Below are 14,203 nucleotides of genomic sequence, written 5' to 3' on the forward strand. Positions count from 1 at the left end.
GTGACAAGCCTGGTGTGCCAAGGGGATTTTAGCCGCGGAGCGGCGTTACCCCGGCAACGCTTAAACGACCGAACTCCGCCGGAGCGGCACCTCGACTGCATTGGTCGGGTGCCGCTCCGGCGGAGCTCGGTTTCGTTTAGGTCAGGCCGTGTTCTTGACGTGCCGCCGCGGCTGCGGGGTTAGTCCTCGGGAAAGGGCACGAACACGAACTTGGTGAACTCGCCGTCGACCACGAACAGGCAACAGAACTCGTCGGGGTCCTTGTAGGCGCGCTCGAAGTCCTCGATGTGCTCGGGCGCCACCAGGCCCTGCTGTACAAATACGTCGAGGTAGGAAGCCAGCACGTACCACTCGGTGGCCATTTCATCGGGCGAGATAAGCAGGGAGCCGAAGGGCACCGGCATGCGGGCAAACACGAAGATGGGATGCTTGGAGATACCGCGCTTGCGCACCTGGTAGGACGCTTCCTTGAGCGTATCCGATACCAGGGCGAAGTCCCGGGTGATGGTGCCGAGGTATTTGCCGCTCAGCTCGGGGTCGTTGGCGTATTCCATGGGTGTCAGTTAAGAGGATTAAGATTCGTCGGCCACTTCTACTTGTTTCAACACGCACTGAATCTGGTCAATCAAGCGGATGCTCCCGGCCATCGATGGATCAGCTAGCACGGCTACATGAACGATATCCGAGTCGGCAGCATCGTAGGCCAGGGTTACACTAAGCGTACCGTTGCAACTCAGGTCGTACGGAAACCACCAGCCTCGCTCGTCATCGGTGCCGCGCAAGCCTGCAAGAACCAGGGGTTCATCGGCGACATTATAGCGGAAGTCACTGAGCAACGAAAGCATTTTAAGCACCGCATTCAGCTTAGGTTTCCAGCACCAAAAATGATAGTCAAATTGCAGTCCGGGGTCGTTGGCGCAGTGCATGGCAAGCAGGAATTCAGAAGATGCTTGGGGCCGGCAAAGATGCGGCAGGAATCAGAAACCGCCGACTCGCTGCGCTACGTACCTGCAACCAGGCCGCGGCCGAGGGCTTTTGCGGCGGTTGGTGTAAGTTGCCTCGGCTTCTGTCATTCCTTATTTCCAGCGCAACGTCTCATGAAGAAAACTTTACGCAAGGGCCTGCTCACGCTGCTGGGGTGCGGCCTGATTTCCGCTGCGCAGGCCCAGGGGCCGGTGCTGAGCACGTTTTCGGTTGGCAGCACCACCGTCACGGCCAGCCAGCTTAGCAGCGGACTCAGCATCGTGTGGGAGCTGGTATGGGGACCCGACGACTTTCTATGGATGACGGAGCGCTACGGCCGCATCAGCCGCATCAACCCCGCCACCGGGCAGGTGCTGCCCCTGCTCACCATCGCCGACGTAGACCTGACCGGTGAAGGCGGGCTGCTGGGCATGGTGCTGCACCCGCAGTTTGCCACCTCACCCTACGTGTACGTGGTCTACAACTACAGCAGCGGCGGGGCGCTGCTCGAGAAGCTGGTGCGCTATACCTATTCGGTCACCACCAACTCGCTCGGCAGTCCGCTGGTGCTGGTCGACAACATTCCCGGCGCGGTGTACCACGACGGCTCCCGCCTCGTGATTCTGCCCGACAACACCCTGCTGATGACCACCGGCGACGCGCTGGTGCCAGCCAACGCCCAGAACCCGGCTAGCCTGGCGGGCAAAACCCTGCGCCTGAACCTCGACGGCAGCGTGCCGGCTAACAACCCCACCCCGGGCAGCCTGGTGTACAGCCGCGGGCACCGCAACCCGCAGGGCCTGGTGCAGCTGCCCGACGGCCGCCTCTACAGCTCGGAGCACGGTCCCAGCAACGACGACGAAATCAACATGATTGAGGCCGGGCGCAACTACGGCTGGCCCAACGTGGAGGGCTTCTGCAACCTGCCCGCCGAGCAAACCTTCTGCCTGCAGAACAACGTGCGCGAGCCGCTGATTGCCTGGACGCCCACCATTGCCCCGGCCGCCCTCAAGTATTACGACCACCCCGCCATTCCGGGCTGGCGCGGCAGTTTGCTGCTGGCCACCCTCAAAGGCAGCCAGCTGGTGCAATTGCCCCTGACTGCGACCAGCATTAGCAGCCCCGCGTACTTCCTGAATGGCTCGGCCGGGCGGCTGCGGGCGCTGTGCGTGTCGCCGCAGGGCAGGGTGTACGTGGGCACCAGCAACAGCAACGGCAGCGCCGCCAACGGCGTCGACCGCGTGGTGGTGCTCGAAAACCGCGCCTTCCTGAAAGCCGCGCCGCCGGTCGCCGCCTTCCGCTTCAGCCTCTGGCCCAACCCCGCCCGGCAGCAGGCCACCCTGCAGCTGCCCGTAACCCGCGCCCTGGTTACCATCTCCGACCTGCTGGGCCGCCCCGTGCGGCAGCTCCCGGCCACCACGGCTACGCTTACGCTCGACCTGGCCGGGCTGCCGGCCGGCAGCTACCTGGTGCGGGCCGAAGCCGCGGCCGGCACGGCCACGCAGCGGCTGGTGGTAGAGTAGCAGGACTCGCCTGATTTCCGCGGCCGGCAAGGTTGGAGGGCAGCAGGAAAAAAAGGAGTAATAGTTGGATTAGCAGTACATTGCGCAGATGTTTCCGCCGCGACCAACCCGCCCTGCGCCTTTTTCCCTGCTTTACTATCGGCGGTGCCGGCGGCTGGGCGCTGTGGTTCTGGTAGCGCTGCTGATGGGTACGGCCGGAACCGGCTGGGCGCGGGGCCATAATGCCAAGGCCGACAGCCTGCAGCGTCTGCTGCGGGTGAGCCGGCCCGACACCACCCGCGTGGAACTGCTGATTCAGCTGGCCTGGGCACGCACCGACGACAGCCCGCTGGCGGCCATCGGCTACGGGCAGCAAAGCCTGCGCTTGGCCCGGCAGCTGCAGCACGCCCGCGGGGAGTGCCGCTCGCTGCTGATGCTGGGCTGGGCCTTCATGCGTGCCGGCGACTACCCCACGGCCGTGCACACCCAACTGCAGGCCCGGCAGCTGGCCGAGCGCGCCCATTTCGCCGGCGGCCTTATCCACGCCGACAACGCCATCGGCTACGCCTACGCCGAGCAGGGCAACCACCACGCGGCCCTGCGCTACTACTACGAAGCCAAAAAGCTGGCCGAGCAAAAACGCGACGACGTGCTGCTGACGCCCATCCTGGGCAATATCGGCCAGGCCTACCTGATGGCCGGGCAAACCGATTCGGCGCTGTACTACACCCGCCTGGGCTATGCCTACGACCTGCGCCACCGTGACCTGCACAGCGAAATCGGCGACCTGTCGCTGCTGGGCGAAGTGGAGGCCCGGCGCGGCAACCTCGCCGAAGCCCGCTGCTACTACGAGCAGTCGATTGAGCGGGCCGAGGCCATGCCGGTTTCCTACGCGCTGTGCCGCTCGCACCTGGGCCTGGCCCGGCTGGCCAACGCCGCCGGCCGGCACGATGAGGCCCTGCGCAACGCCCAGCTGGCGCTGCAGGCCAGTCAGCGCGGACACTACGCCAAGGGCATTTCCGAGGCCAGCGGCTATTTGGCCGAGGTGCACGCCGCCCGCGGCAACACTGCCGCGGCCTACCGATTCCTGAAGGCGGCCGTAGCCACCCGCGACACTTTGTTCAGCCAGCGCAAAGTGGCCCAGCTGCAGGCCCTGGCTTTTGGCGAGCAGATGCGCCAGCAGGAGCTGGCCGAGCAGCGCCTGCGCGCCGCAGCCGACCGCCGGCAAAAGGTTCTGCTGCTGGCCCTGGGGCTGATGGGCATGCTGGCCGGACTGTTTTACCTGCTGCTGAGCCGCCGCCAGCTGCGCCGCGAAGTGGAGTTTTCCCGGGAGCGGGAGCGGCTGGAGCGGCAGCGGGCCGCGGCGGTGCTGGAGGCCGAGGAAAACGAGCGGCGGCGCATCGGCTCCGACCTGCACGACGGCATCGGCCAGCTGCTCACCGCCGTCAAGCTCAACCTGCACGCGCTCAACCACCGGCTGCACCGCGACCTGAACGGGCAGCTCAACGGCCACCAGATCCTGCTTGATAACGCCGTGGAAATCGTCGACGAGTCGTTTCGGGAGGTGCGCAGCATTTCCCACAACCTGATGCCCAACGCCCTGCTTAAGCGCGGCCTGGCCCAGGCCGTGCGCGACTTTCTCGCCAAGCTGCCCGCCAACAACGGCCTGCACGTGGAGGTGGAGGCCTCGGGCCTGGGCCCGCGCCTCAATCCCACGGTGGAGGGCGTGCTGTTCCGCGTCATTCAGGAGCTGGTGCAGAACATCGTCAAGCACGCCCGCGCTACCCAGTTGCGGCTGCAGTTCGTGCAGGCCGACGACGAGCTGACGGTGGTCATCGAGGACAACGGCCGGGGCTTCGACCCGGCTTCGCTGGCGCCCGAGGCCGGCATTGGCCTGCGCAACGTGCAAACCCGGCTCGCCTACCTCGGCGGCCACGCCTACTTCGATGCCGCCCCCGGCCGCGGCACCACCGTCATCCTCGAAGTGCCCATTCCAGCGGTGGCCTGAGCCTGCTTCATAACAACCGGCCCGGCTACCTTGCAGCAGCGGTTGTGCTTGCGGCAGTGGCGGGAAATGTGGGCGCCCTTCCGGGTGAGCGGGCTCAGGAGGCGTTCCTATAGCGGCTTCCTGAACGGTGTATTGGGCCTGTAAAGACGCGGATTCGCGTCTTTTCATTCGCGCCGGGTGCTACTCAACGACTAGACGACTCAACGACGAGACGCAAATATGCGTCTCTACACCGTTCGGGAAACCGCTGCAATCAAGCCACAGTCAATTAGTGCCGGCAACAGCGGAGGGCCAAGGGCATTCGGCCGGCCCGTCGGAGCGGGTAGTGCTTCTAGTTGAGCAGGCTACTGATGACGTTGCCTAGCGGATGCATACATATAGAATATTTAATATGGTTTGACACACGTTAATTATACATTAACGTGTTATTTTACTACGAATGATCAACTGCCCAGCGGCCACCGCAATTCCCGCAAGAGCTGCTGTCGGGGCGGGCTGGTTTCCTTCTGAGTGCGCGTTCACCTGACTTTTGCCCATGAAAGCCCATCGTCAACTGCCTCTGCCTGTGCCCGCGCCGCCTGTTGCCCGGGTCGTGGTGTTTGCCAACGCCGCCGCCGAGCTGTGGCCCGAGCCGAAGGGAGTGGCCGGCTTGTACTGGCGGCCCGGCCCCCGGCACCTGACCGACTTCCAGGCGGCCATGGAAGCGCTGCTGCGCCTGATTCGGCAGCAGGGCACGGGGAAAGCATTTATCGATCAGCGCGACATGGCTCCGCTCACCGAGCAGGAGCAAGCCTGGATTGTGGGCCACTGGCTACCGCGGGCCGTGGTGCAGGGCCATTTCCACTACGCTGCCGCCGTGCAGCCGCGCGAGCCCGCCGGCCGCCTGATCATTGCCGCCCTGCAGCAGCAGGTGCCCCCGGAAGGGCCGCAGTACGTGACCTTCGACGATGAAGTCGAAGCCCGGCAGTGGCTGACGCGACAGGTCGTCATCGAGTCGCGCATTGCCGGCTAGCCCAACCGGAGTAGCAGCGTCCGCCCGCCTGTCCGCGCCCCGGCCGCAGCACTACTGTCATTCTCGAAGTGTCCAGTACGGCAGTGGCCTGGAGTTACTTCTCGAACTCGCTCGTATTCAGAAAGCGCACGGCCCGACTACTACAACGTAGCCGGGCCGTGCGCTATGGGGGCAAAGCATGAGCCGTTGCGGGGCCGGCTGCTTACGAAGATACTAGGGCAGTTCGGTTGCTGGGTAGGGGCCAAACGCTGGCGAAACCCTGGGGCGAAAACCCAACCACCAACAACGAAAAACGAGCCTACTTCAGCTCCAGCAACACCACGTTTTCTACGTGGTGGGTATGCGGGAACATGTCCACCGGCTGCACGCGCGTCACGCGGTAGGTGTCGGCCAGCAGCTCCAGGTCGCGGGCCTGGGTGGCGGGGTTGCAGCTCACGTACACCACGCGCGGGGCGCGCAGCTCCACGAGGCGCTGCACCACGTCGGGGTGCATGCCGGCGCGGGGCGGGTCGGTGATGATGACGTCGGGGCGGCCGTGCTGGTCGGTGAAGTCCTGGGTGAGCACGTCCTTCATGTCGCCGGCGTAGAACCGGGTGTTCGTCACGCCGTTGATTTCGGAGTTCAGCTTGGCGTCTTCAATGGCCTGCTCCACGTACTCCACGCCGATGACCTCGCGGGCCTGCCGGGCCACGAAGTTGGCAATGGTGCCGGCGCCGGTGTAGAGGTCGTATACCAGTTCCGTGCCGGTGAGGCCGGCAAACTCGCGGGCTACTTTGTACAGCTCGTAGGCCTGCTCGGAGTTGGTCTGGTAAAACGACTTCGGCCCCACCCGGAAGCGCAGGCCCTCCATTTCTTCGTGGATGTAGGGCAGCCCCCGGTAGCATACCACCTCCAGGCCGTCGAGCGAGTCGTTGCCCTTGTCGTTGAGCACGTAGTTCATCGACGTCACTTGGGGGAACTGCTCCAGCAGGTAGTCCAGAATCACCGGAATCAGCTGGTGCTGGCGGTAAAACATGGCCACCACCATCACTTCGCCGGTGCTTTTGGCGGTGCGGATGGTGAGCGTGCGCAGCAGCCCGGTATGCTTGTGCACGTTGCCGAAACGCAGCTGGTTTTCGCGGGCGTAGTCGCGGAAGGCCAGGCGAATCTGGTTGCTGGGGTCGGGCTGCAGCCAGCAGTGCTCGATGTCGATGATCTTATCAAAGCGCCCGGGCAGGTGGTAGCCCAGCACGCGGCGGTCGTACTGCTTGGTTTCGTCCTTGATCTGCTCCGAGGTAAGCCAGCCCTGGTAGCTGAAGGTGTACTCCAGCTTGTTGCGGTAGTAGGTGGTTTCCTTCGAGCCCATGATGGGCTGAATCTCGGGCAGCTCAACCTTGCCGATGCGCTGCAGGGTATCATTCACCTGCTGCTGCTTGTACATGAGCTGGGTTTCGTAGCCCAGGTGCTGCCACTTGCAGCCCCCGCACACGCCAAAGTGCTGGCAGAAGGGCTGCACGCGCAGCTCCGAGTACTTGTGGAAAAACACCGGCTCGGCTTCGAGGTAGGTCTTCTTCGATTTGGTCACGCGCAGGTCCACCACGTCGCCGGGGGCCACGCCCGAGACGAAAATAACCAGGTTGTTGTGGCGCACCAGGCACTTGCCTTCGGCCACCATGTCTTGAATGACCACTTCGCGGAGGTCCTCCGCGGGGATTTTCTTCGGGTTGGGCATCACGGAATTCACGCGGGCAAAGGTACGGCGCCGGGGCCGTTGCACCAGCGTGCAGAGGCCCGGTCGCCGCGCTTTGGCGCCGCCGCTTCATCTGCAGGCGTAGTCACCAAGCAGCCCCGCCGGGCTTCTGCGTCCGGCGGCGCACTTCTACGTTCGTTCCGGCTGCTTCTACGTTCGCCCGGGTTGCTTCTAAGAAGATTTTGTCGCTTCTAAGTCCGTTCCGACTGCTTCTAAGAAGACTTTGCTGCTTCTAAGACCGTTTCGGTCGCTTCTAAGTCCATTCCAGTCGCTTCTAAGTCCGTTTCGATCGTTTCTAAGTCCGTTTCGGTTGCTTCTAAGACGGTTTTGTCGCTTCTACGTCCGTTTCGGTCGCTTCTAAGAAGGTTTCAGTCGCTTCTAAGAAGGTTTCGGTCGCTTCTAAGCCGGTTTCACCGCCGCCGGCCGACTTAGAAGCGGCCGCAACCTGCTTGCAGGCCGGCCGAGCCGGCGGCGAAGCCACCAAAAAAGGCCGCCCGGAAGCTCCGGGCGGCCTTTTTTCAGCTTAAACGAATCCTGGGACTTACTTCACCACCTCGAACGCGCCGCGGGTCACGGTGCCGTTGGCTTGCTTGAAGAGGAAGTAGTAGGTGCCGGCCGACTGGTCGGCCGCGTTCCAGGTGTTGCGGTAGTTGCTGGTTTTGTACACCTCGCGGCCCCAGCGGTTGAGGATGGTAAGCGTGTTGCCGGGGTACAGCTCCACGTTGTCGATCCAGAACGTGTCGTTGAGGTTGTCGCCGTTGGGGGTGATGATGTTGTAGAAGGCGAGCTTGTTCTCAAACTGGGCGTCGGTGGCGTTCGACCAGGCCACCAGCTGCGCGTCGGTGCCCACGGCCTTGATGCGGAAGGCCTGGTTGAAGCCGGCGCGTGCGGTCGTCAGGTCGGTGGTGTAGCTGGTGGCGGCGGTGGCGGGCACCGTGGTCAGCAGCTCGGGCTGGCCGCCCGGCAGCTGGCGGTACACCTCGTAGCGGGCCACCCCAAAGCCCTGGTAGGCGTTCCAGGCCAGCTTCACGGTGCCTTCCTGGCGGCCCCCACCGGGCTGCTGGGCCTGCACGGCCACGCGCATGGTGGTGTGCTCGGTGCTGCTCAGCACCCGGCCGCAGGCGTTGGTCAGCTCCACGCGGTAGTCGTAGGCCGTGGCGTCGGCATCGGCCGTGGCGTCGGTGTACGAGGTAGCCGTGTTGGGGGCCGTTCCCACCTGAGTGAATGCCCCCGTGCCGGCCACGCGGCGCTTGATGATGAGCTGGTTGCCGGTGCCCGCGTTGTTGGGCACGGCCACTGCGAGGCCAATGCGGCGGTCGTCGGCGAGGTCAACCGAGGCCGTGTTCAGGGCCACGGAAGACGCATCGAGGGCTACGGTGAAGGTAGCCGCCGGGCCGGGGCAGCCGGCCGCCGAAGTTTCCACCACCGACACCGTGCGCACCGCCGCGCCGGGCGTAAAGCTCACTTCCACGCTGTTGGTGCCGGCCCCAGCGGTGAGGGTGCCGCCGGTTACCGTCCACTGGTAGGTGCTGCCGGTGGTGGCGGGCACCGAGAAGGGCACGTTGTTCAGGCCGGTGGCCACGTCGGAGCACACGCTCGCCGGGCCGCTGATGGCCACCGCCGCGGGTGTGGGGTCAACCACGAAGGGCAGGCTGGCTTCGGGGCCCTGGCAGCCCTGGGCGTTGGTTTCGCGCACCGTGAGGGTGTAGGCCCCCGCCGCCAGGCCGGGCAGCGTAAGGGTGCTGGTGCCGGTGACCGGGCCGCCATTCAGCAGCCACTGGTAGGTGCTACCGGGGGCGCCGGGCAGCGAGAAGCTCACCGGGTTGCCGGTGCACACCCGCGCCGGGCCGGCAATGGCCAGCAGGGTGGGGGTGGGGCGCACCGTTACGTAAAGCGTATCGGAGGTGCCCAGGCAGCGCACCGTGCCGCCCGCGGGCTGGCTCGTTTCCGTCACCACAATCTTGCCGGTGCCGGGCGTGGTCCAGCGCACCGTCACGCTGGCCTGCGAGGTGCTCACCTGCGTGCCGCCGATAATCTCCCAGGCGTAGATAGAGCCGTTGGTGTACTGGGTGGAGTAAGTTTGGGTGCCGTCCTGCTGGCACACGCTGAGCGCGCCGCGGGGCTTTTCGGTGGCCAGAATCTGGTTGATCTGCACCGGGAACACCACCGTGTCGGACGAGCACAGGAAGCCGTTGAGCTGGAAGGCCTCGACCTTGGCCGTGCTGCTGGCGCCCAGCCAGTCGACGGTAATGGCCGGCGTGCCCTGCCCGCTGACGATATTGCCGCCCGTCACGCGCCACTGGTAGGCCGTGGCGCGCGGGTTGCGGATGCTGTAGGCCACGCCCGTTACCTGCGGGCACACCGAGGCCGAGCCCTGAATGCTATCGAGGGCCGGGCGCGGGTTAAAGGTGACCAATACCGTGTCGCGGGCCACGCAGCCCTGGGTGTTGGTGACGGTGAGGTAGTAGGGAACGATAAGCGGGGTCGCGCCGGGGTTGAGCACCGTTACCGTGGGCTGAGCCGCGGTGGGGTTGCTCAGACCTTGGGCGGCCGTCCACTGGTAAGTGCTACCCGGCAGGGCCGGCGTGCCAATCACCGTGCTACGCTCCGAGCACAAAGCCACGTCGGCACCGGCATTGGCCACGGCCGCCGGGTTCAGCGTGATGGTTACCTGGTCGGTGTTGGTGCAGCCCTCGGGCGTGGTCACGGTTACGGTGTAGGTAAACGTCTGCGCCGTGGTGCCGGTATTGGTCAGGCTGAAGGTCGGCTCGGCGGCGGTGGCGTCGCTCAGGCCGGTGGCGGGGGCCCACTGATACGTGTAGCCGGCCAGCGCAATCGAGCCGAGCTGGGCCGTCTCGCCCGAGCACAAGGTGCGGTCGGCGCCGGCCTGGGCAATGGCTACCGGGTTGATGGTTACCTCTACCTGGTCGGCGCTGGTGCAGCCCTCGGGCGTGGTCACGAACACGTTGTAGGCAATGGTCATCGGCACCCGGCCGGTGTTGACGAGCGAAACCGTGGGCTGAGCCGCGGTGGGGTTATTGAGGTCGGTGGCCGGCAGCCATTGGTAGGTGTAGCCCGGCAGGGCGGCCGAGCCGATCTGGGCCGAAGCCCCCGAGCAGAACGCCACGTCGGCACCCGCGTTGGCCACGGCGGCCGGGTTCAGCGTTACCGTTACCTGGTCGGTATTGGTGCAGCCCTCAGCCGTGGTAGCCGTAACGGTGTACGTGAAGGTCTGCGCCGTGGTGCCGGGGTTGGTCAGGTTGAAAGTCGGCTGGGCGGCGCTGGCATCACTGAGTCCCGTAGCCGGGCTCCACTGGTAGGTGTAGCCCGTGAGGGCCGCCGAGCCTAATTGGGCCGTGGTGCCCGAGCACAGGGTGCGGTCGGTGCCTGCATTGGCTACAGCTACCGGGTTCACCACTACCACCACCTGGTCGGTGCCCACGCAGCCCTCGGCGGTAGTAGCCGTAACGGTGTAGGTAATGGTTTGCGCTGCGGTGCCGGTATTGGTCAAGGTCACGGTAGGCTGGGCGGCGCTGGTGCTGCTCAACCCGGTGGCCGGGCTCCACTGGTAGGTGTAGCCCGTGAGGGCCGCCGAGCCCAGCTGGGCTGAAGCGCCCGAGCAGAGCGTGCGGTCGAGGCCGGCGTTGGCTACGGCGGCCGGGTTCAGGGTCACGGTCACCTGGTCGGTGCTGGTGCAGCCCTCGGCCGTCGTAGCCGTGACCGTGTACGTGAAGGTCTGCGCCGTGGTGCCGGGGTTGGTCAGGCTAAACGTGGGCTGGGCGGCCGAAGCATCGCTCAGGCCGGTGGCCGGGCTCCACTGATACGAGTAGCCGGTTAGGGCCGCCGTGCCCAGCTGGGCCGTGGTGCCCGAGCAGAGCGTGCGGTCGGTGCCGGCATTGGCTACGGCTACCGGGTTCAGCGTTACCGTTACCTGGTCGGTATTGGTGCAGCCCTCAGCCGTGGTGGCCGTAACGGTGTACGTGAAGGTTTGGGGAGTGGTGCCGGGGTTGGTCAGGCTAAACGTGGGCTGGGCGGAGGTAGCGCTGCTCAGGTTCGCGGCGGGGCTCCACTGGTAGGTGTAGCCCGTGAGGGCCGCCGAGCCCAATTGCACGCTCTGGCCCGAACACAGGGCGCGGTCGATGCCAGCCTGAGCCACGGCGGCCGGATTCACCGTTACGGTTACCTGGTCGGTAGCCGTGCAGCCTTCGGCCGTGGTCGTGGTCAGGGTGTAGGTCTGCACCAGCGGCGTGGTACCGGAGTTGGTCAGCGTTACGGTGGGCTGGGGGGCGGTGGCATCACTGATTCCCGTAGCCGGGCTCCACTGGTAGCTGTGGCCCGCCTGGGGGCTGCCGCCCAACTGGGCCGAGGCCCCCGAGCAGAACAGGCGGTCGGCACCGGCCTGGGCAATAGCGGCCGGGTTCACCGTGACCTGCACGGTGCTGGTGGCCGAGCAGCCCTGGGCGTTGGTGGCAACCAGGCTGTAGGTAAACGTCTGCGGGGTGCCGCCCGTGGTCAGGTTAAAGGTGGGCTGGGCCGCCGTGGCGTCGCTCAGGCCAGTGGCCGGCAGCCACTGGTAGGTGTAGCCCGGCAATGCCGCCGTACCCAGCTGCGAGGTCAGGCCCGAGCACAGGGCGCGGTTGGCTCCGGCGTTGGACACGGCGGCCGGGTTCAGGGTCACGGTCACCTGGTCGGTGCTGGTGCAGCCCTCGGCCGTCGTGGCCGTAACCGTGTACGTGAAGGTCTGCGCCGTGGTGCCGGGGTTGGTCAGGTTGAAGGTGGGTTGAGCCACAGTGGCGCTGCTCAGGCCGGTAGCCGGGCTCCACTGGTAGCTGAGGCCGGCCACGGGGGCGGCGCCTAGCTGAGCCGTCAGGCCCGAGCACAGTACGCGGTCGACGCCGGCCTGGGCCACGGCGGCGGCGTTCAAGGTCACCGTTACCTGGTCGGTGGCGGTGCAGCCCTGCGGCGAAGTGGCCGTGAGGGTGTAGGTAATGGTTTGCGGGGGCGAGCCGGGGGCCAGCGTCAGGCTGAAAGTGGGCTGGGCCGCGGTGGCGCTGCTTAGGTTCGCGGCGGGGCTCCACTGGTAGGTGTAGCCCGGCAGCGCGGCGGCGCCCAGCTGCACCGAGGCGTCGGAGCACAGGGCGCGGTCGGCGCCCGCCTGGGCCACGGCGGCATTCACGGTCACCGTTACCTGGCGGCTAACCGAGCACACACCGTCGCCGCTGGTCACGGTGTAAGTTGTGGTTTGGGTGGGCGACACGGTAATGCTGGCGCCGCTGAGCGGCTGCGGGCCGCCGGTCCAGGTGTAGGTGGTGCCGCCGCTGGCCGTGAGCGTGGTCGACTGGCCGGGGCAGATGCTCACGGCCGGGCTCACCACCAGCGGAATAGCTGGCCGGATGGTGATATTCTTGCTGACCGAGTCGCTCAGGCAGTCGAAGGCCGACACGTTGCGCAGCGTCACGCGACCCTGGCCGCTGCTGCCCCACAGCACCTGAATGCTGTTGCCGGTGGCCGGGCCCTGAATGGTGCCGCCGCTCACGCGCCAGTTGTAGCCACCCGAGGGGGCGGGGCCGGTAGCGGTGTAGCTGCGGGCGCCGGCCAGGTCGCACACGGTCGTGTCGCCCACGATGCCGGTGGGCGCGGGGGCCTTGGTCACGAAAATCTGGAACACCTCGGCCACACTCTTGGCGCCGCAGGTCACGTCGGTGGCCGTCACGGCCACGTCGTAGGGCGTGGCGCGGCCGTCGCCGCAGCGGGCCGTGAAGCGGAACTGCCCGCTCACGCTGCCGGCCGGACCGTTGAGGGTGGTGCTGCCGATGCCGCCGCCCACGGGCACGGTGCCGGGCTGCCCGCCGAAGGTGGCGTTGAAACCGCCTGCCCCGTCGAGCAGCACGCTGGTGGCTTTTAGGTTGATGGGGTTGCCGTCGGCATCGGTCGAAGCCAGGGTGAAGCTCACTGTCTGGCCTTCTTCGAGGGTAAAGCTGCGCTGGGCCAGCGTGCCGGCCGTGAACTTGGGCGCCTGGTTGGGATTACACACCCGCGACACCAGCTGCACGTCGCGGCGGGTGACGCCCACCAGCACCTCGTTGCCGTTGATGTTGCGGTACTCGCGCACGTCCACGGCCACCACGAACTTGCCGATGGTGGGCGCCGAGTACATGGAGAGGCCGGTGCTGGCGTTCAGCGCCGCGTAGGAGCCGGCGCCGGGGCCGAAGGGCTGGGCCAGGCTGTAGGTGGGCGCGTAGGTTACCGGGGTGGGCGGGGGCGCAAACGAGCCGTTGGGAATGCCGCCGCCGGAGGGAGTACCAAACGAGTAAATCAGCCGGTCGCCGTCGGCGTCGAAGGCGTTGTTGAGCACGATGCTGGTGTCGCCCTGGCAGATAACGGCCACGGCGGTGTCGGAGAACTGCGGCGACTGGTTGGGAATCAGCGGCGGGGCAATGTCCGTGTACAGCGTCATGTTGGTGCCGCCCGCGTTGGCGATGTTGTTCACGTCGTTGTTGCGGGCATTATCGGTGAACACGGCGTAGTAGCCGTCGAACGACACGGGCAGGTTGATGGTGGCGCGGTACTTATTCAGAAACACGTTCACGTTGCCGCCGGGCACCGAGCAGCCGCCGGGCGTGGGCGGGGTAATGAGCACCGAGCTGATGCGCGGAATGGCCAGGTTGCCCGGGCCGAACATGCCGCCGGCAATGGGGCCGTTCACGGCCGTCATAAATATCTTGGCGCCGCCCAGCGACTTGTTGTAAATGCCCACGTCGGCCACGAAGCGCGGGTCCACGCCGGCCTCGTCGGTGTAGATGGTCACCAGCAGCTCGTAGCGGAAGGGGGCCGCGGCGGGGCCGTTGGCGTCGAGGTAGCGGTAGGTCATTTCGCCGCCCATCAGGTGAGTGGCCATGGCCCGGCTGAGGGGCAGGCTTAGCAGAGCCAGCAGCAAAAGCAGATGCCGGAGTACAGGTGTTCGCATATAGCAGGGAAAGAGAAATCAG

General features: G+C 66.1%; 7 protein-coding genes. 3 read left to right on the forward strand and 4 right to left on the reverse strand.

Features of this window, described 5'->3' with window-relative positions:
- Positions 1–179: 179 nt before the first annotated feature.
- Together ACE191_RS01215 and ACE191_RS01220 are read right to left on the reverse strand one after the other, a co-directional pair.
- Complete coding sequence (locus tag ACE191_RS01215; protein WP_400190354.1) at positions 180–554, reverse strand: hypothetical protein; 375 nt, start codon at positions 552–554, stop codon at positions 180–182.
- Positions 555–572: 18 nt separating this feature from the next.
- A complete protein-coding gene (locus ACE191_RS01220) occupies positions 573–926 on the reverse strand; it encodes a hypothetical protein (protein ID WP_400190355.1) in 354 nt (117 codons plus the stop codon).
- 171 nt (positions 927–1,097) lie between these two features.
- On the opposite strand from ACE191_RS01220, the gene ACE191_RS01225 reads away from it, so the two are divergent.
- The 3 genes from ACE191_RS01225 (at position 1,098) to ACE191_RS01235 (ending at position 5,485) form a co-directional block, all read left to right on the forward strand.
- A complete protein-coding gene (locus ACE191_RS01225; RefSeq protein WP_400190356.1) occupies positions 1,098–2,486 on the forward strand; it encodes a PQQ-dependent sugar dehydrogenase in 1,389 nt (462 codons plus the stop codon).
- Between the two features lie 184 nt (positions 2,487–2,670).
- Positions 2,671–4,473 (forward strand): tetratricopeptide repeat protein, encoded by a 1,803-nt coding sequence (locus tag ACE191_RS01230; protein ID WP_400190357.1) that lies wholly within the window; start codon positions 2,671–2,673, stop codon positions 4,471–4,473.
- Between the two features lie 535 nt (positions 4,474–5,008).
- Positions 5,009–5,485 carry a hypothetical protein gene (locus ACE191_RS01235; RefSeq protein WP_400190358.1) on the forward strand — a complete coding sequence of 159 codons (477 nt, stop codon included), beginning with the start codon at positions 5,009–5,011 and terminating at the stop codon, positions 5,483–5,485.
- Positions 5,486–5,783: 298 nt separating this feature from the next.
- Here the strand turns inward: ACE191_RS01235 and rlmD are convergent, their stop codons facing one another.
- Together rlmD and ACE191_RS01245 are read right to left on the reverse strand one after the other, a co-directional pair.
- Positions 5,784–7,196, reverse strand: a complete 1,413-nt coding sequence (gene rlmD / locus ACE191_RS01240) for a 23S rRNA (uracil(1939)-C(5))-methyltransferase RlmD (RefSeq protein WP_400192290.1) — start codon at positions 7,194–7,196, stop codon at positions 5,784–5,786.
- 559 nt (positions 7,197–7,755) lie between these two features.
- Complete coding sequence (locus ACE191_RS01245) at positions 7,756–14,181, reverse strand: PKD-like domain-containing protein (RefSeq protein WP_400190359.1); 6,426 nt, start codon at positions 14,179–14,181, stop codon at positions 7,756–7,758.
- Between the last annotated feature and the right edge of the window lie 22 nt (positions 14,182–14,203).

The organism is Hymenobacter sp. B81, assembly GCF_044628455.1.
Lineage (GTDB): Bacteria > Bacteroidota > Bacteroidia > Cytophagales > Hymenobacteraceae > Solirubrum.